We start from the raw sequence: 16,718 nt of genomic DNA on the forward strand, positions 1-16,718 counted from the left end.
TACGAGGTGGACCACGAGACCGGTCGGATCCGCCTGGACCGTCGACTCTTCACCTCGACCAGCTACCCGGCCGACTACGGCTTCGTCGAGAACACCCTCGGCGAGGACGGCGACCCGCTGGACGCGCTGGTCATCCTGGACGAGCCGACCTTCCCCGGTTGCCTCATCAAGTGCCGTGCCATCGGCATGTTCCGGATGACCGACGAGGCGGGCGGCGACGACAAGCTGCTCTGCGTCCCGGCGTCCGACCCGCGGGTGGAGCACCTGCGCGACATCCACCACGTGTCGGAGTTCGACCGCCTGGAGATCCAGCACTTCTTCGAGGTCTACAAGGACCTGGAGCCGGGCAAGTCCGTCGAGGGCGCCGACTGGGTCGGCCGCGCCGAGGCGGAGGCCGAGATCGAGGCCTCGTACAAGCGTCTTGAGGCCCAGGGCGGCGCGCACTGACGTCCCCCTTCCGGTTCCGTTTGTGAGCCGTACGGCCGTCTCGGAACGGGCGGTGCACCCTCGCGGGTGTGCCGCCCGTTTCGCTGTCCGCACTTCCGCGCGTGCGGTGCCCATGCCCGTGGCCATACTGGGCACACGTGCGACGGGACAGACACCCGGGGTGGTGCGTCGAGGAGGAACGAGGTCGAGTGGTGGCGGAATCGGGCGGTCCTGAGGACCAGAAGCCCCAGTCCGACGAGGCACGGAGCGCTTTCGCCCCGCCCGCGGGGACGAGTCAGCCGGCGTCGCCGCCCGAGGAGGACCATCCGACGTCGGAGTTCGCGCTGCCGACGGGAGTGCACCAGGACCAGAACGGCCAGTCCTCCGCGGGGGGCTCCGGGGGCGGTTCGAACTCCGACACGCTGAGTTCCGCTTTCACCCCGCCGGCGACGTACCGGGCCCAGCAGTCGCCGCCCGCGTTCACCCCGGCGCAGGGCATTCCGATGGTCCGGCTGACCAAGGAGGCGCCCTGGCAGGACCGGATGCGCACGATGCTGCGGATGCCGGTGACCGAGCGCCCGGCGACGGAGGCGATCCAGCGCACGGACGACGAGACGGGCCCGGCCGTGCCGCGCGTGCTCGACCTGACGTTGCGTATCGGGGAGCTGCTGCTGGCGGGCGGCGAGGGCGCGGAGGACGTCGAGGCGGCGATGTTCGCGGTGACCCGGTCCTACGGCCTGGACCGCAGTGAGCCGACGGTCACGTTCACGCTGCTGTCCATCTCGCACCAGCCGTCGCTGGTCGACGACCCGGTGACGGCGAGCCGTACGGTACGCCGCCGGGGCACCGACTACACCCGTCTGGCGGCCGTGTTCCGGCTGGTCGACGACATCACCACCACGGACACCGAGATCTCGCTGGAGGAGGCCTACCGGCGTCTCGCGGAGATCCGCCGTAATCGCCACCCGTATCCGGGCTGGGTGCTGACGGCCGCCGCCGGGCTGCTGGCCGGTTCGGCCTCCGTGCTGGTCGGTGGCGGGTTCCTGGTGTTCGTCGTGGCGGCGGCGGGCGCGATGCTCGGCGACCGGCTGGCGTGGCTGTGCGCGGGGCGCGGGCTGCCGGAGTTCTACCAGTTCACGGTGGCCGCGATGCCGCCGGCCGCGATGGGGGTGGCGCTGACGCTGACCCATTCGACGGACATCCGGCCGTCCGCGGTGATCACCGGTGGGCTGTTCGCGCTGCTGCCGGGGCGGGCGCTGGTGGCGGGGGTGCAGGACGGGCTGACCGGTTACTACATCACCGCGTCGGCCCGCCTGCTGGAGGTCATGTACTTCTTCATCGGGATCGTCGCGGGCGTGCTGATCGTCCTGTACCTGGGGCTCCAGTTGGGGGCGCAGCTCAATCCGGAGGCCCGGTTCTCTCCGTACAACGAGCCGGTGGTCCAGATCCTGGCGTCGATGGCGCTGAGCCTGGCGTTCGCGGTGCTGCTCCAGCAGGAGCGGTCGACCGTGCTGGCGGTCACCCTGAACGGCGGGGTGGCCTGGATCATCTTCGGGGCGATGGCCCGGACCGGGGGCATCTCGCCGGTCGCGGCGACGGCGGTGGCGGCCGGTCTGGTGGGGCTGTTCGGCCAGCTGTTCTCGCGCTACCGGTTCCACTCCTCGCTGCCGTACATCACGGCGGCGATCGGGCCGCTGCTGCCCGGTTCGGCGACGTACTTCGGTCTGCTGGGCGTGGCGCAGAACGAGCTGGACACGGGGCTGGCCTCGCTGTCGACGGCGGTCGCGACGGCGCTGGCCATCGCGATCGGGGTGAACCTGGGGAGTGAGATCTCGCGGCTGTTCATGGGGGTGCCCGGCGCGGTCGGCGGGGCGAGCCGCCGGGCGGCGAAGCGGACCAGGGGGTTCTGAGCGCGCGGACGCGCGGGGCCGTCGCGCGACCCGTTCCCCGCGCCCGTGTCCGTACCCGTGCGGGCCCTCGCGGGACCCGTGCCCCGTGCCCGTACGACGAAGGCGCCCCTTCCCGGATCCGCGGGGAGGGGCGCCTTCGGTGTGTGCGTACGCGGCGTGGGGTCAGCGCTTGGCGTGGCGGCCGCGCTGGCCGGTGGAGGGGCCGTTGCCGCCCGCCTCGGCGGCGGCGGCCTTCTTGCCCTGGCTGCGGGCCCGCAGCACCTCGACCACGATCGGCACCACGGAGATGAGCACGATCAGGATGAGGATCATCTCGATGTGCTCGTGCACGAAGTCGATCTTGCCGAGCAGCGCGCCGAGCACGGTGACGCCGACGCCCCAGAGGATCGCGCCGACGATGTTGTACGTGATGAAGGAGCGGTAGTTCATCCGGCTGACGCCCGCGATGATCGGCGTGAACGTGCGCACGATGGGCACGAAGCGCGCCAGGACCAGGGACTTGGGGCCGTGCTTCTCGAAGAACTCGTGGGCCTTCTCCACGTTCTCCTGCTTGAAGAGGCGGGAGTCGGGGCGCTTGAAGAGGGCCGGTCCGACCTTGCGGCCGAAGAGATAGCCCACCTGGTCGCCGACGATCGCGGCGACGGCGATCAGCGTGCAGACCAGCCAGAGCGGGTACTTCAGCTGGCCCGTGGTCACCAGCAGCCCCGTGGTGAACAGCAGCGAGTCGCCGGGCAGGAAGAACCCGATCAGGAGGCCGGACTCGGCGAAGACGATGAGGAGCAGGCCGGGGAGCCCGAACGTGTTGAGCAGATAGTCCGGGTCCAGCCAGCTCGGTCCGAGCGCAAGCGTATTCAAGGGTCCGGGCTCCAGGATGGTGTGCGATGGCGGCTCTGTGGCTGCCCCAAGCTATCAACGCCCGGCCGGTGCCCTTGGTTCCAGTGGCGCACAGCGGGAATGCGCATCCCGGGAAGCGGTCCGAAGGTGATCACAGGAGGTGCCACAAATATGGGCATTGAGGAATTCGGCGGCGGCCAGGCGGCCCAGGCGGACGTGCTGGTCGTCACCACGAACGACGTACCCGGCTATCAGGTGACCCAGGTCATCGGCGAGGTCTTCGGGCTGACCGTACGGTCCCGCCACCTCGGCAGCCAGATCGGCGCCGGGCTGAAGTCGATGATCGGCGGCGAGCTGAAGGGGCTGACCAAGACGCTGGTCGAGACCCGCAACCAGGCGATGGAGCGGCTGGTGGAGCAGGCCAGGGCCCGGGGCGCGAACGCGGTCCTGATGATGCGCTTCGACGTCACGGAGGCGGCGGACGTCGGCACCGAGGTCTGCGCGTACGGGACGGCGGCGGTGATCAGCAAGGTGTGACGGGTCCGGGGGCGCGGACGCGGGGCCCGGGCGGGACGCGTCCGCACCCCGCGTCACGTCCTGGCCCCGGACGAGACGCGCACCCCGGACCGGACTCGGCCCCCGCGTGGGACGCGAGCCCGCCCGGGGGTGCCATTGAGGCGTTTTGCCCGCTTCGTCACTCTAGGGTGGGCCGGTGGCCCCCGAATCCCCCGCGCCCCCGCCGGCTCCCCCGCACCCTCCGGCCGCCCCGGCCCGGCGGCTGCTGCCGCTCGTGCTGCCCGCGATCGTCGTCGGCATCGTCTGCGCGCTGCTCCTGCTCGGGGTGAGCCTGCTGGCGGAGCAGCTCCAGGACGTGCTCTGGGAGGCGCTGCCCGACGCGCTCGGGGTGGGGCGGTTCTCCTCGCTGTGGATGATCGTGATGCTCACCGCCACCGGCCTCGCGGTGGGGCTCGTCCTGCGGACCGTGCCCGGTCACGGCGGGCCCGATCCGTCTACCACCGGCCTGGTGGACGCGCCGATGCGGCCCGGCGTCGTGCCCGGCCTGCTCCTGGTGACCACCCTGGCGCTGGCGGGCGGGGTGAGCCTCGGGCCGGAGAACCCGATCACCGCGGCCAACGTCGCGCTGGCCTTCTGGCTCGGCCGGCGGTTCGCGCCCGGGGCGCCGGGTGAGCTGTGGGTGGCGCTCGCCGCGGCCGGGACGATCGGCGCCCTCTTCGGGACCCCGGTCGCCGCGGCGCTGATCCTCTCCGAGGTGCTGGCCTCGCAGCCGGGCCCCGGGGCGTTCTGGGACCGGCTGTTCGCCCCGCTCGCGGCCGGTACGGCCGGCGCGCTGACCATGTCGCTGCTCGCGCACCCCAGCTTCGACCTGTCCCTGCCCGCGTACTCCGGACCGCACTGGGGCGACCTGCTCTCCGCCCTGGTGATCGCCTCGGCCGGCGCGCTCCTCGGGCTGCTCGCGGTGTACGCCTTCCCGGTGGCGCACCGGGTCTTCACGGCGCTGCGGCACCCGGTGCTCGCCCTGACGCTGGGCGGTCTGGTGCTGGGGCTGCTCGGCGCCCTGGGCGGCCACCTCACCCTCTTCAAGGGGCTCGACGAGGTGAAGGTGCTCGCCGGGGACCCGGACGGCTGGTCGGCCGGGGAGTTCGCGGGGATGGCCGTGGTGAAGACGGCCGCCCTCGTGATCGCGGCGACCTGCGGCTTCCGGGGCGGGCGGATCTTCCCGGCGGTCTTCGTCGGGGTGTCCCTCGGACTCGGCGCCCACGCGCTGGTCGACGCGGTCCCGCCGTCGCTCGCGGTCTCCTGCGCGGTGCTGGGCGTGCTGCTGGCCGTCACCCGGCAGGGCTGGGTGAGCCTGTTCACCGCGGCGGTGCTGGTGAGCGACACGTCCGTGCTGCCGCTGCTGTGCGCGGCCACCCTGCCGGCCTGGCTGCTGGTCACCGGGCGGGCCCAGATGCAGTTGGACGGGGACGGGAAGTCGCTGCGCTGACGGGGGCCGCGGCCCCGGTCACGCCGGAAGGCCCCGTCCGACGCGCCGGACACACGGAACCTCCGTATCGTCTTGTTCGTGCGCTTCTGAGCCACCTTGTACCGATTCCGCTCCGACGGAGGTCCCCCGCATGCCCACGCCCGTCAACGTCGCCGTCATCTACTACTCCTCCACCGGCACCGTCGCCACGATCGCGAAGGCCATCGCCGGGGACGCGGAGCGGGCCGGCGCGCAGGTGCGGCTGCGCCGGGCGGCGGAGCTCGCCCCGCAGGCGGCCATCGACTCCAACCCGGCCTGGGCCGAGAACGTCCGCGCGACCGCGGACATCCCCGAGGTCTCGCCGGACGACATGGCGTGGGCGGACGCGGTGATCTTCGGTTCGCCGACCCGGTACGGGAACGTCACCGCCCAGCTGAAGCAGTTCATCGACACGCTCGGCGGGATGTGGCAGGCGGGGCAGCTCGCCGACAAGGTCTACAGCGGCTTCACCTCCAGCGCCACCGCCCACGGCGGCCAGGAGTCCACGCTGCTCGCGCTCTACAACACGATCCACCACTTCGGCGGCATCCTCGTCGCCCCCGGGTACACCGACCCCACGAAGTTCGTGGACGGCAACCCGTACGGCACCTCGCACGTCGCCGGGCAGGGCGACATCCCGGTCGGCGAGCAGACCCTGACCGCCGCCCGGGTGCAGGCCGAACGGGTCGTGAAGTTCACCCGGGCGATCAAGGCGGGCCTGGCCGCCGAGAGCTGACCCCGCGCCGGGAGCCGATCCCGCACCCCGACCGATCCGGCCGAGAGAAGGGCCTCCCCATGCCGCTCCACCGCGGTGCCCACCCGGAACAGGACGAACCCTCCGAGGAGCGGCGCAGGCTCGCCCTGAACCCGTTCTTCGGCGAGGCCGACCCGACGGCCGCGATGAACACCGCGCCGCCCCGGCACCGGCTGCCCGACGGGCCGCTGCCGCCGCTGACGGCGTACCGGCTGGTCCACGACGAGCTGATGCTCGACGGGAACTCCCGGCTCAACCTGGCCACGTTCGTCACCACGTGGATGGAGCCGCAGGCCGGCGTCCTGATGGGCGAGTGCCGGGACAAGAACATGATCGACAAGGACGAGTACCCGCGCACCGCCGAGCTGGAGCGGCGCTGTGTGGCGATGCTCGCGGACCTGTGGAACGCCCCCGACCCGAGGGCGGCCGTGGGGTGTTCGACCACCGGGTCGAGCGAGGCGTGCATGCTCGCGGGGCTGGCCCTGAAGCGGCGCTGGGCGAAGCGGAACGCGGACCGCTATCCGGCGACGGCCCGGCCCAATCTGGTGATGGGCGTCAACGTGCAGGTCTGCTGGGAGAAGTTCTGCGACTTCTGGGAGGTGGAGGCCCGGCTCGTCCCGATGGAGGGCGAGCGGTTCCACCTCGACCCGGCTGCCGCCGCCGAGCTGTGCGACGAGAACACCATCGGGGTCGTCGGCATCCTCGGCTCCACCTTCGACGGGTCCTACGAGCCGATCGCCGAGCTGTGCGCGGCCCTGGACGCGTTCCAGAAGCGGACCGGCCTCGACGTGCCCGTCCATGTGGACGGGGCGTCGGGCGCGATGGTGGCGCCCTTCCTCGACCCGGACCTGGTCTGGGACTTCCGGCTGCCGAGGGTGGCGTCGATCAACACCTCGGGCCACAAGTACGGCCTCGTCTACCCGGGGGTCGGCTGGGCGCTGTGGCGCACGGCGGACGCGCTGCCCGAGGAGCTGGTCTTCCGGGTCAACTACCTGGGCGGCGACATGCCGACGTTCGCGCTGAACTTCTCCCGGCCCGGGGCGCAGGTGGTCGCGCAGTACTACACGTTCCTGCGCCTCGGGCACGAGGGCTACCGCGCGGTCCAGCAGGCCTCCCGGGACGTGGCGTGCGCGCTGGCCCGGGCGATCGAGGAGCTGGGCGACTTCCGGCTGCTCACCCGGGGCGACGAGCTGCCGGTGTTCGCCTTCACGACGAACGACGACGTCCACGCGTACGACGTGTTCGACGTGTCACGCCGGCTGCGGGAGCGCGGCTGGCTGGTGCCGGCCTACACCTTCCCCGCCAACCGGCAGGACCTGTCGGTGCTGCGCGTGGTGTGCCGCAACGGGTTCTCCTCGGACCTGGCCGAGCTGCTGATCGAGGACCTGAAGCTCCTGCTTCCCGAACTCCGCTCCCAGAAGCACCCGTTGAGCCACGACCGGGCGGTACCGACGGCCTTCCACCACTGACGCCGCCGCCCCGCTACCGGCTGAGCCGCGCGAACCGGCCCACCGCCAGCGGGAAGAACACCGCGATGATGGCCACCGGCCAGAGCACCGCGAGGAGTTCGGCGTGCTCGGCCGCCCAGGACCCGGTCGCGCCGCCCGGGTTGCCGAACAGCTCCCGTACGGCGGTGGCCGTGGCGGACATCGGGTTCCACTCGACGACCGCGCCCAGCCAGCCGGGCATCGAAGCGGGGGTGGCGAAGACGTTGGAGAGGAAGCCGACCGGCCAGACCAGGATCTGGACCGCCGCGACCATCTCGGGCCGCCCCGCCACCATGGCCAGCAGGATGCCCACCCAGAGCATCGCGAACCGCAGCAGGAGCAGCAGCCCGAACGCCGCCAGCGCGGCGGCGGCCCCGTGGTGCCAGCGCCAGCCGACCGCGAGGCCGACCCCGGTCATCACCGCGAGCCCGGCCGTCGACTGGAGCATGTCCGCGGCGCTGCGGCCGACCAGGACGGCGCCGGGGACCATCGGCATCGAGCGGAACCGGTCGATGACGCCCTTGCCGAGGTCCTGGGTGACCGCGAGCATGGTGCTCTCCAGGCCGAAGGCCATGGTCAGCGCGAGCATCCCGGGGACCAGGAACTCCGTGGGGTCGCCGTCCACGCCCCGGCCGCCGCCGACCAGGTACGTGAACATCAGCAGCAGCATCACCGGGAAGACCAGGCCGACGAGCGCCTCGACGGGCTGCCGGGCCCAGTGCGCCAGTTCGCGGCGGGTCATGGTCCAGGAGTCGGCCAGCGCCCAGCCGAACCGGGAGGAAGCCCCGCCCGGCCCGGGGGCCGCCGTCGTCGTCGCGCTCATGCCGCCGCCTCCGTCTTCGTCGCCCTCGTCGCCTGCTCCGCCGTGCGCCGTTCGGCGGCGGGCCGTCCCGTCAGCGACAGGAACACCTCGTCCAGGGTCGGGCGGCGCACCGCGATGTCCTCCGCCTCGATGCCCGCCTCCGCCAGCACCCGCACCGCCCGGGTCAGGGCCGCCATCCGGTCCGGCGCGGGCGCGCCGATCCGCCGCCGGTCGGCGTCCAGCACCAGGTCCGTGCCGCCGAGCAGGGCGCCCGCCTCCGCCAGCCGGGACGCGTCGCGCAGGACGATGTCGACGCGGTCGCCGCCGACGAGGGCCTTCAGCTCGTCGGGGGCGCCCTCGGCGACCGTCCGGCCGCCGTCGATCACCGAGATCCGGTCGGCCAGCCGGTCCGCCTCCTCCAGGTACTGCGTGGTCAGCAGCACCGTGGTGCCGCCGCCGACCAGGGACCGCACCGCGTCCCACACCTCGGTCCGGCCGCGCGGGTCGAGGCCCGTCGTCGGCTCGTCCAGGAACAGCACGTCCGGATCGGTGATCAGCGACGCCGCGAGGTCGAGGCGCCTGCGCATGCCGCCGCTGTACCGCTTGACGGCCTTGCGCCCGGTGTCCGCGAGGCCGAACCGCTCCAGCAGCTCGTCCGCCCGGCTGCCCGCCCGGCGTGCCCCCAGGTGGTACAGCCGCCCGAACATCTCCAGGTTCTGCCGCCCGCCGAGCTGCTCGTCCACCGCGGCGTGCTGGCCGAGGAGCCCGATCCTGCGCCGCACCTCGCCCGCCCGCTCGCGGACGTCGAGGCCGGCCACGGTCACCCGGCCCGCATCCTGGCGGAGCAGCGTCGACATGATCCGTACGGCGGTGGTCTTGCCCGCCCCGTTGGGGCCGAGGACCCCGTGCACGGTGCCGCCGCCGACGGCCAGGTCCAGTCCGTCCAGGGCGCGCTTCTCCCCGTACCGCTTGTGCACGCCGTCCATGACGATCGCGTCGGTCACGTTTCCCGCACCCTCCTGTAGTCAAACTTGACTAGCAGATCGAAGGTAAACCCGGATCTCTCATTAGTCAAACTTGATCAGTCGCGATCGCCCGGATCGGGGACCCCGGTGGCGTAGGGGCTCTCCTCGCCGTCGGCGAGCACGCCGACGAACGGCTCGCCCTCGCCGGCGAAGGTGTACGCGCCGCCCTCGATGCGGGCGATCAGCCCCCGGGTCCACTCCGCGCCGGAGTCGGCCGAGTGCACCCACAGATTCATGATCTCGCCGATGTGGCCGAGGGATTCGGGGCCCTCCTCGGGCGTGTAGTACTCGGTGACGGACTCCCGCCACCCCCGGATGGCCTCCACCCGCTCCTTGAGCAGTTCGACCGCCTCCTCGCGGGGCAGGTCGACGATGAACCCGACCGCGGCCGAGAGGACGTCCGTGTTCTGGTCGTAGGCGCGGATGGCGTCGCGCAGCAGGGTGCGGTACTCCGCCAGCCCCTCGTCCGTGACCTCGTACTCGGTGCGCGGCGGGCCGCCCGCCGTCGAGGGGGCCGTCTCGTGCGCGAGGAGCAGCCCCTGCTTCGCCATCTGCTTCAGGGCGTGGTAGATCGACCCGGGCTTGGCGTTGGACCACTCGTGCGCGCCCCAGTACTCCAGGTCGTTGCGGACCTGGTAGCCGTGCGCGCGGCCGTGCATGCGCACGGCGCCGAGGACCAGCAGTCGGATCGCGGACATGACACCCAACACCCATCTTCCTATTCAACTTTGACTAGGGTAGCCCGCCCGGGCGCGCTCGGCCGGTCGGTGCGCCCCCACCCGCACGGCCGGGGCCAGAGCCGCGGCGACGAGGCAGCCGGCCGCCAGCGCGGCCCACACCACGTCGTACGCGCCGAAGACGTCCCGCGCGGCGGCCCCGAGGAACGCCGAGGCGCCCGCGCCCAGCTGGTGCGCCGCGTTCGTCCAGCCGAAGACGACGGGGCCGTCGTCCCCGTACACACGGCGGGCCAGCTCGATGACCGGCGGCACGGTCGCGACGTCGACGAGTCCGTAGACCGCCGTGAACAGCAGCATCGGGGCCGTGACCGTGGAGGCGAACACCAGGGGCAGCGCGAGCAGGCTGAGCGCGCGGACGGCGAAGCAGACGGTCAGCAGCCGGCGCGGGTCGAACCGGTCGGTCAGCCAGCCGGCCCCCAGTGCGCCGAGGGCGGAGAAGATCCCCACGAGGGACAGCAGCGAGGCCGCCGCCGTGGCCCGCATGCCGTGATCATGCGCGGCGGGCGCCCAGTTGGACCACATGATGCCGTTGGTCGACGCCCCGCAGAGGGCGAACACCCCGGCGAGCAGCCAGAACGGACCGGTGCGCGCCGCCCGCAGCAGCACCCTCAGCGCCCGCCCGGCCGCGCCGGGGACCGGGGGCGGCCGGGGGACGAACTCCCGTGCCCCGTAGGGCTTCGCACCCGCGTCCGCCGGATGGTCGCGCAGCAGCGGGTACACCAGGGCGGCGACCGCCAGGGCCACGAGCGCCAGCGTCACCACCGGCGGACGCCAGCCGAAGCGGCCGACGGACCAGGCCAGCAGCGGCAGGAAGACCAGCTGGCCCAGATGGCTGGAGGAGCTGAGCGCACCCGTCACCAGGCCGCGCCGCCGGTCGAACCAGCGGGCGGTGATCCCGGCGGCGAACGTCATGGTCAGACAGCCGCTGCCGAGACCGACCAGCAGGCCCCAGTACGCGACCAGCTGCCACGGCCGCGTCATGACTCCGGTGAGCAGCGCCCCCGCCGCGACGAGCAGCAGCGCGCCCGTCACGACGCGGCGGGCCCCGATCCGGTCCGTCAGCGCCGCCGCGAACGGGGCGGTGAGACCGAACAGCACCATGTTCACCGAGGCGGCGAGCGCGATCTGCCCCCGCTCCCAGGCGTACTCCTCGTGCAGGGGCGTCACCAGCAGCCCCGGCACGGTCGTGAACGCCCCGGCCGTGACGATGGCCGCGCCCGCGACGGCGGCCGTCAGCCAGGCGCGATGGATCCGGACGGCACGGCGGGAGGGCGGTGTGCACGGGGAGGTCGAGGTCGAAGGGGCCATGGACTCAGCGTCGCGAGCGGGCCCGGTCCCCACGAGTGTCCAGATGGACCAGGTGCGCAAGGATATGGCCATGACGGTCTTCTCCCACCCCGGCCGGCACCGCGTCGCCGTGCTCGCCCGCGAGGTCCTGCTCCCCATCGAGCTGGGCATCGCGCACCAGATCTTCGGCCAGGCCCGGCAGGGGGCCTCGGCGGACGGAGAGCCGCTGTACGAGGTCGCCACCTGCGCCCTGTCGCCCGGGGACGTGCGCACGGACGGCGACTTCACCGTGGCCGTCCCGCACGGCCCCGGGGCGCTGGCCGAGGCGGACACCGTGATCGTCCTGTCCTCGTACGAGGACTACGTCCAGGAGACGCCGACGCTCCCGGCCCCGCTGGCGGAGGCCTTCGCGCTGATCCGGCCCGGCGTCCGGGTGGCCTCGATCTGCACCGGGGCGTTCGTGCTGGCCTCGGCGGGGCTGCTCGACGGGCGGAGGGCCACCACCCACTGGCGGTACACGGAGTTGTTCGCCCGGCTCTTTCCCCGCGTCGAGCTGGACCCGGACGTGCTCTACACCGACGGGGGGACCGTGCTGACCTCGGCGGGCTGCGCCTCGGGGATCGATCTCTGCCTGCACATGATCCGCCGCGACCACGGCACGGCCGTGGCGAACGACGTGGCCCGGCGCACGGTCGTGCCTCCCCACCGCGAGGGCGGACAGGTCCAGTACATCCGCCGTCCGGTGCCCGAACGGTCGGCTCCCGGGACCTCGGCCGCCCGCGCGTGGGCGCTGCGGCGGCTCCAGGACCCGATCACGCTGGGGCAGTTGGCGGCCCGGGAGTCGATGAGCGTACGGCACTTCACCCGGCGGTTCCGGGACGAGGTCGGCCTGACCCCCATGAACTGGCTGACCGGGCAACGTATCGAACTGGCCCGGGAGTTGCTGGAGGAGTCGGACGTGCCCGTCGAGCAGGTGGCCGCCCGCGCCGGGCTGGGCACGGCGGCCAATCTGCGTCACCACTTCCACGCGGCGCTGGGCGTCTCGCCGAGCGCCTACCGCACCACGTTCCGGGGGCCGGGACAGGCGCCCGGGCCCGGGCACTGAGGAGGGGGGAGTCCTCCGTCAGAACGGGAAGACCGAGCGGCCGTGCTGGATCGACATCCACCGCTGGACGGTGAACGCCTCGACCGCGGCCTCGCCGTTCAGCCGGCCCACCCCGGACGTCTTCTCGCCGCCGAACGCGACCAGCGGATCGTCCTGCACGGTGGAGTCGTTGACGTGGAACATCCCACTGACGATCCGCTGCGCGAACTTCACCCCGCGCTCCGCGTCCCGGGTGTGCACCGCGCCGCTGAGTCCGTACGGGCTCTCGTTGACGATCCGCACGGCCTCCTCCTCGCCGTCAAAGGTCATCAGCAGGGCCACCGGGCCGAGGATCTCCTGCCGCAGCAGCGGGGAGTCCTCCGCGAGGCCGGTCAGGACGGTCGGGGAGACGACGTTGCCGACGGTCCGGCCGCGCACGAGCGCCGTCGCGCCGTCCGCGACCGCCCGGTCCACCAGGGCGTCCAGCGCGTCGGCCTGGAAGGCGTTGATGACCGGCCCGATCCGGGTCTCCGGGTCCCTCGGGTCCCCGGTCCGCAACGCGGCCACCTCGGCGGTGAACCGCTCGGTGAACTCCGCGGCGACCGACCGGTCCACCAGGATCCGGTTGGCCGCCATGCTGACCTGCCCCTGGTGCAGGAAGCGGCTGAAGACGGCCGCCCGGACCGCGTAGTCGACGTCGGCGTCCTCCAGCACCACCAGGGCGCTGTTCCCGCTCAGTTCGAGGATGGTCCGCTTGAAGGCGCCCGCCGCGGTGGCGGCGATGTGCCGGCCGACCCGGTCCGAGCCGGTGAACGAGATCACCTTGGGCACGGGGTGCTCGATGAACGCGTCGCCGATCTCGGCGCTGTCGGTGATCACGACGTTGAGCAGCCCGGCCGGCAGCCCGGCGTCCTCGAAGATCCTCGCGATCAGACCGCCGCCCACGACGGGCGCGTTCTGATGGGGTTTCACGACGACCGCGTTGCCGAGCGCGAGGGCGGGGGCGACGGACTTCATCGTCACCAGGAAGGGGAAGTTGAAGGCGCTGATGACGCCCACGACGCCGACGGGCAGCCGGTAGAGCCGGTTCTCCCGGCCGTCCCCCACGGCGGGCAGCAGCCGCCCGGTGGGCCGCAGCGCCTGGCGGATCGCCTCGCGCAGGAACTCGGTCGCGCCCCGGACCTCGTACTGGGCCCGCGGCCGGGTGCCGCCCAGCTCGTCGATGATCGCCTCGACGATCTCCTCGGCGCGTTCACCGGTGGCGCGGAGCGCGCGTTCGAGGACGGCACGGCGCTCGTAGGGATTGACGGCGGCCCATTCCCGCTGGGCCCGTTCGGCGGCCCGGTAGGCCCGGTCGACCTCCAGCGCGGTGGCCACGGTGACGGCGGCGAGTTTCTCACCGTTGTAGGGATTGAAATCGATGATGTCCCACGAGCCGCTGCCGGTCAGCCACTCGCCGTCGATGTACTGGTGGGCCAGTTCATGGAAGAAGGACATGCAATCCCTTACTGCAGGCGTTCGCAGACTCCTGATGCGACGTCATCGTAACGAGAAATTACGCCAGTTGGAGTAGACCGCGCAGAAGATCCCGGCTGTCTTCCGGTGTGGGGCTGTCCTGGGCGAGACCCGCCATGGCCTTTTCGTACTGCGCGACTTCCTCGGGCTTGTCCAGATAGAGCGCGCTCGTCAGCTGCTCCAAATAGACAATGTCCGACAGATCGGATTCCGGGAAACGCAGCATCGTGAACGATCCGCTCTCACCGGCATGACCGCCGTGGCTGAAGGGCATGACCTGGAGCGTGATGTTCGGCTGCTCCGACATATCGATCAGATGCCGCAATTGGGCACGCATGACGTCGCGTTCGCCGTACGGACGGCGCAGCGCGGCCTCGTCGAGAACGGCGTGGAACGTCGGGGCGCGCTCCGACACGAGGGCCTTCTGGCGCTCCAGCCGCAGGGCCACCCGGCGGTCGACCTCGGCGGGCGAGGCTCCGCGCATTCCGCGCGAGACGACGGCGTGGGCGTACGCCTCGGTCTGCAACAGCCCGTGCACGAACTGCACTTCATAGATACGGATGAGGGAGGCGGCGCCCTCCAGGCCGATATAGGTCTGGAACCAGCCGGGCAGCACGTCTCCGTAACTGTGCCACCAACCGGCCACGTTGGCTTCACGGGCCAGGCCGAGGAGGGAGTCGCGCTCCGCCTCGTCCGCCACGCCGTAGAGCGTGAGGAGATCCTCGACATCCCTGGCCTTGAAGCTCACCCGTCCCAACTCCATGCGGCTGATCTTCGATTCGGAGGCCCGGATCGAGTAGCCGGCCGCCTCACGGGTGATTCCGCGCGACTCCCGCAGTCTCCTGAGCTGAGAGCCCAGGAGGATGCGCCGCACCACCGATCCACTCGACTCGCCTGCCGACACTGGTCCGACCCTCCCCATCGCCTACCTGGCACCGGAGCCCCCCAACCCCGAGAGCCGGATTCTGCCACCAAAACGCTTCAGCCCGTACTCATTCGATTACGGAAATGGGAAGACGTCCAGAAAGCTCCGAAACTGCCCCGGGGAAGAAATGCCCCAGAACCACCACGGTATCGGGCAGGTCCGGCGCGTGCACGTGCATCTGCCCTTGCATCTGCCCTGCGCATTCGGAACCATGGTCCTCGCGCACCTGCGTGCTCGTGTTGTGCCGCTGTACCCCCCGCAGTACCGCTACAGGCAGTGCCGCTACAGCCGCGAATCCCGGGAGTGCCTCGTATGGGGACGAATGGATCGACGATGCTCGAGCCGTTACGGCAGGGGCTTCCCCCCACCGACCCCTCAGGGGTTGCCGGATCGGCGTCCTGTGCTCTGCCCGCGCGCTACGAAGCGGTCGGCGGGGCACGGAAGTTCACCCGGTCGACGCTGGAGCGGTGGGAGCTGGGCGACCGTTTCGACGATGTCGCCCTGGTGGTGTCCGAACTCGTCACCAACGCGCTGCGCCACGCACTGCCCGGCGACCCGCCCCGGGAGTTCCAGGACCCGCCGGTGCGCCTGCACCTGATGCGCTGGACCTCGCGACTGGTGTGCGCCGTGCGCGACCCCAGCCGGGAGAGCCCGGTCGCGGGCGAGGCGGCGGATTCCGCCGAATCCGGCCGCGGTCTGTTCCTGGTGGAATGTGTCAGCGACAGCTGGGGCTGGCACCCCTCTCCCGTACAGCTCGGAGAACTGCCCTCGGGACCGCTCTACGGCAAGGTCGTCTGGGCGCTGTTCCGGCTCCAGGAGAACCCGAAGCAGGGTTCGTGAGCACCCCGGTCCGGCCCGCCACGGGCCGGACCCGGCGTCAGGCGCCGGCGGCGAGGTGGTCGAACTCGCCGTCCTTGACGCCGAGCAGCAGTGCCTCTATCTCCGCGGGCGTATAGACGAGGGCGGGCCCGTCGGGGTGGCGGGAGTTCCGCATCGCCACATTCCCTCCGGGCAGCCGGGCGAACTCCACACAGGATCCCTGGGAGTTGCTGTGTCTGCTCTTCTGCCAGACGACTCCGCGAAGCTCTGTGGCCGCCATGCCGTTGTACACGTGGTGCACAGGACGCTCCCCGAGTTGCAAGGTGCAAGTGTCAACTAGCTCGGATCATAGCTCTGTTCATATGCCAATGCATGAGCAGATGCACGTGCACGCGGGGTGTTCCTTTGATTACAGGCTTTTCCGCCCCGGTCACGCCCTCCGGGAAGAGAGACGAACGGCACGCCTATTTCGCTCCCGTCCAAGGGAGTTGATCGCAGCGGACCTTGGTAACGTGGCGCGGTCTTTCGACCGGATAACAGCAAGGGGGAACTCCACGTGACCAGCTCTCTACGCACCGGCGCCGTCGCCGTGGCCGCTCTGGCCGCCGCACTGGCGCTGACCGCATGCGGCGGCGACGACGCGAGCAAGGACTCCGGCGCGGATTCCGCGGCGAGCGCGACGCCCGAAAGCGGCGGCAGCGGTTCCGGGGAGCCCGCCGGGGGCGGCGCCGTGGACGCGGCGGCGCTGGAGGGCACCTGGGTCGGGCTGACGGACGGGAAGAACGTCACCGTCTCCGTCTCCGCCCGCAAGGTCGCCCTGGTCGCCGACCAGTCCGTGTGCCAGGGCGATGTGAAGGACATGGGCGGCGAGCCCATGCTGGCGCTGAAGTGCACCGGCGGCTCCACCGACCGCACGATGGGCGCGATCGACTCCGTGGACGGCACGAAGCTCGTCCTCTCCTGGGACGGCGGCGCCAAGGACTCCCTCACCAAGGCCGAACCCGGCAAGCTGCCGAGCGGCATGCCCTCACTGCCGGACCTCGGGGACCTGCCCGAGGTGCCCGCGCCGTGACGCCCGCGAGGACCTGAC

Annotated in this window: 17 protein-coding genes; 9 read left to right on the top strand and 8 right to left on the bottom strand. The window is 71.9% G+C overall.

Annotation, left to right across the window (positions count from 1 at the left end):
• Positions 1 to 447: inorganic diphosphatase (locus DTB53_RS36525; RefSeq protein WP_146777745.1), on the top strand; the 447-nt coding region annotated here is incomplete at its 5' end.
• A 188-nt stretch (positions 448 to 635) separates the two neighbouring features.
• Positions 636 to 2,336 (top strand): threonine/serine exporter family protein, encoded by a 1,701-nt coding sequence (locus DTB53_RS36530; protein ID WP_030705349.1) that lies wholly within the window; start codon positions 636 to 638, stop codon positions 2,334 to 2,336.
• 162 nt (positions 2,337 to 2,498) lie between these two features.
• Here the strand turns inward: DTB53_RS36530 and DTB53_RS36535 are convergent, their stop codons facing one another.
• The gene (locus DTB53_RS36535) at positions 2,499 to 3,191 is read right to left on the bottom strand and encodes a DedA family protein (protein ID WP_012380349.1); all 693 of its coding nucleotides are present in this window, start codon (positions 3,189 to 3,191) and stop codon (positions 2,499 to 2,501) included.
• A 150-nt stretch (positions 3,192 to 3,341) separates the two neighbouring features.
• Here DTB53_RS36535 and DTB53_RS36540 point away from each other — a divergent pair, with 150 nt between their 5' ends.
• The 4 genes from DTB53_RS36540 (at position 3,342) to gad (ending at position 7,416) form a co-directional block, all read left to right on the top strand.
• Positions 3,342 to 3,707: a YbjQ family protein gene (locus tag DTB53_RS36540; protein ID WP_012380348.1), complete on the top strand. Its 366-nt coding sequence runs from the start codon at positions 3,342 to 3,344 to the stop codon at positions 3,705 to 3,707.
• Between the two features lie 175 nt (positions 3,708 to 3,882).
• The gene (locus tag DTB53_RS36545; protein WP_042496855.1) at positions 3,883 to 5,175 is read left to right on the top strand and encodes an ion channel protein; all 1,293 of its coding nucleotides are present in this window, start codon (positions 3,883 to 3,885) and stop codon (positions 5,173 to 5,175) included.
• A gap of 130 nt (positions 5,176 to 5,305) precedes the next feature.
• Positions 5,306 to 5,929 carry an NAD(P)H:quinone oxidoreductase gene (gene wrbA / locus DTB53_RS36550; RefSeq protein WP_003968252.1) on the top strand — a complete coding sequence of 208 codons (624 nt, stop codon included), beginning with the start codon at positions 5,306 to 5,308 and terminating at the stop codon, positions 5,927 to 5,929.
• Positions 5,930 to 5,988: 59 nt separating this feature from the next.
• Positions 5,989 to 7,416: a glutamate decarboxylase gene (gene gad / locus DTB53_RS36555; RefSeq protein WP_003968251.1), complete on the top strand. Its 1,428-nt coding sequence runs from the start codon at positions 5,989 to 5,991 to the stop codon at positions 7,414 to 7,416.
• A gap of 13 nt (positions 7,417 to 7,429) precedes the next feature.
• Here the strand turns inward: gad and DTB53_RS36560 are convergent, their stop codons facing one another.
• From DTB53_RS36560 to DTB53_RS36575, 4 genes are all read right to left on the bottom strand, one after another.
• A complete protein-coding gene (locus DTB53_RS36560; protein ID WP_012380346.1) occupies positions 7,430 to 8,257 on the bottom strand; it encodes an ABC transporter permease in 828 nt (275 codons plus the stop codon).
• Complete coding sequence (locus DTB53_RS36565) at positions 8,254 to 9,240, bottom strand: daunorubicin resistance protein DrrA family ABC transporter ATP-binding protein (protein ID WP_012380345.1); 987 nt, start codon at positions 9,238 to 9,240, stop codon at positions 8,254 to 8,256. Before DTB53_RS36565 ends, DTB53_RS36560 begins: the two co-directional genes overlap by 4 nt.
• Before the next feature lie 77 nt (positions 9,241 to 9,317).
• A complete protein-coding gene (locus tag DTB53_RS36570; RefSeq protein ID WP_012380344.1) occupies positions 9,318 to 9,959 on the bottom strand; it encodes a PadR family transcriptional regulator in 642 nt (213 codons plus the stop codon).
• Positions 9,960 to 9,983: 24 nt separating this feature from the next.
• Positions 9,984 to 11,306 (bottom strand): MFS transporter, encoded by a 1,323-nt coding sequence (locus tag DTB53_RS36575; RefSeq protein ID WP_042496850.1) that lies wholly within the window; start codon positions 11,304 to 11,306, stop codon positions 9,984 to 9,986.
• A gap of 64 nt (positions 11,307 to 11,370) precedes the next feature.
• Here DTB53_RS36575 and DTB53_RS36580 point away from each other — a divergent pair, with 64 nt between their 5' ends.
• The gene (locus DTB53_RS36580; protein WP_012380342.1) at positions 11,371 to 12,390 is read left to right on the top strand and encodes a GlxA family transcriptional regulator; all 1,020 of its coding nucleotides are present in this window, start codon (positions 11,371 to 11,373) and stop codon (positions 12,388 to 12,390) included.
• An 18-nt stretch (positions 12,391 to 12,408) separates the two neighbouring features.
• On the opposite strand, the gene DTB53_RS36585 is transcribed toward DTB53_RS36580, so the two are convergent.
• On the bottom strand, positions 12,409 to 13,866 hold the full coding sequence (locus tag DTB53_RS36585) for an aldehyde dehydrogenase family protein (protein ID WP_012380341.1): 1,458 nt from the start codon (positions 13,864 to 13,866) through the stop codon (positions 12,409 to 12,411).
• A 58-nt stretch (positions 13,867 to 13,924) separates the two neighbouring features.
• Positions 13,925 to 14,788, bottom strand: coding sequence for a Sco1979 family transcriptional regulator (locus tag DTB53_RS36590; protein WP_003968244.1), 864 nt, complete (start codon positions 14,786 to 14,788; stop codon positions 13,925 to 13,927).
• A 354-nt stretch (positions 14,789 to 15,142) separates the two neighbouring features.
• On the opposite strand from DTB53_RS36590, the gene DTB53_RS36595 reads away from it, so the two are divergent.
• The gene (locus tag DTB53_RS36595; RefSeq protein WP_012380339.1) at positions 15,143 to 15,649 is read left to right on the top strand and encodes an ATP-binding protein; all 507 of its coding nucleotides are present in this window, start codon (positions 15,143 to 15,145) and stop codon (positions 15,647 to 15,649) included.
• A gap of 37 nt (positions 15,650 to 15,686) precedes the next feature.
• Here the strand turns inward: DTB53_RS36595 and DTB53_RS36600 are convergent, their stop codons facing one another.
• Positions 15,687 to 15,929 (bottom strand): DUF397 domain-containing protein, encoded by a 243-nt coding sequence (locus tag DTB53_RS36600; protein ID WP_003968242.1) that lies wholly within the window; start codon positions 15,927 to 15,929, stop codon positions 15,687 to 15,689.
• Positions 15,930 to 16,184: 255 nt separating this feature from the next.
• Between DTB53_RS36600 and DTB53_RS36605 the strand changes: the two genes are divergently transcribed.
• Positions 16,185 to 16,700, top strand: coding sequence for a hypothetical protein (locus tag DTB53_RS36605; protein ID WP_012380338.1), 516 nt, complete (start codon positions 16,185 to 16,187; stop codon positions 16,698 to 16,700).
• The last annotated feature ends 18 nt before the right edge of the window (positions 16,701 to 16,718 follow it).

It is taken from the genome of Streptomyces griseus (genome assembly GCF_900460065.1).
Lineage (GTDB): Bacteria > Actinomycetota > Actinomycetes > Streptomycetales > Streptomycetaceae > Streptomyces > Streptomyces griseus.

Bases quoted from the DNA above. Each gene is read 5' to 3' on its own strand.
- DTB53_RS36540 (WP_012380348.1), top strand. From the start codon at position 3,342: ATGGGCATTGAGGAATTCGGCGGCGGCCAGGCGGCCCAGGCGGACGTG.
- wrbA (WP_003968252.1), top strand. From the start codon at position 5,306: ATGCCCACGCCCGTCAACGTCGCCGTCATCTACTACTCCTCCACCGGC.
- gad (WP_003968251.1), top strand. From the start codon at position 5,989: ATGCCGCTCCACCGCGGTGCCCACCCGGAACAGGACGAACCCTCCGAG.
- DTB53_RS36560 (WP_012380346.1), bottom strand. From the start codon at position 8,257: ATGAGCGCGACGACGACGGCGGCCCCCGGGCCGGGCGGGGCTTCCTCC.
- DTB53_RS36570 (WP_012380344.1), bottom strand. From the start codon at position 9,959: ATGTCCGCGATCCGACTGCTGGTCCTCGGCGCCGTGCGCATGCACGGC.
- DTB53_RS36575 (WP_042496850.1), bottom strand. From the start codon at position 11,306: ATGGCCCCTTCGACCTCGACCTCCCCGTGCACACCGCCCTCCCGCCGT.
- DTB53_RS36580 (WP_012380342.1), top strand. From the start codon at position 11,371: ATGGCCATGACGGTCTTCTCCCACCCCGGCCGGCACCGCGTCGCCGTG.
- DTB53_RS36585 (WP_012380341.1), bottom strand. From the start codon at position 13,866: ATGTCCTTCTTCCATGAACTGGCCCACCAGTACATCGACGGCGAGTGG.
- DTB53_RS36595 (WP_012380339.1), top strand. From the start codon at position 15,143: ATGCTCGAGCCGTTACGGCAGGGGCTTCCCCCCACCGACCCCTCAGGG.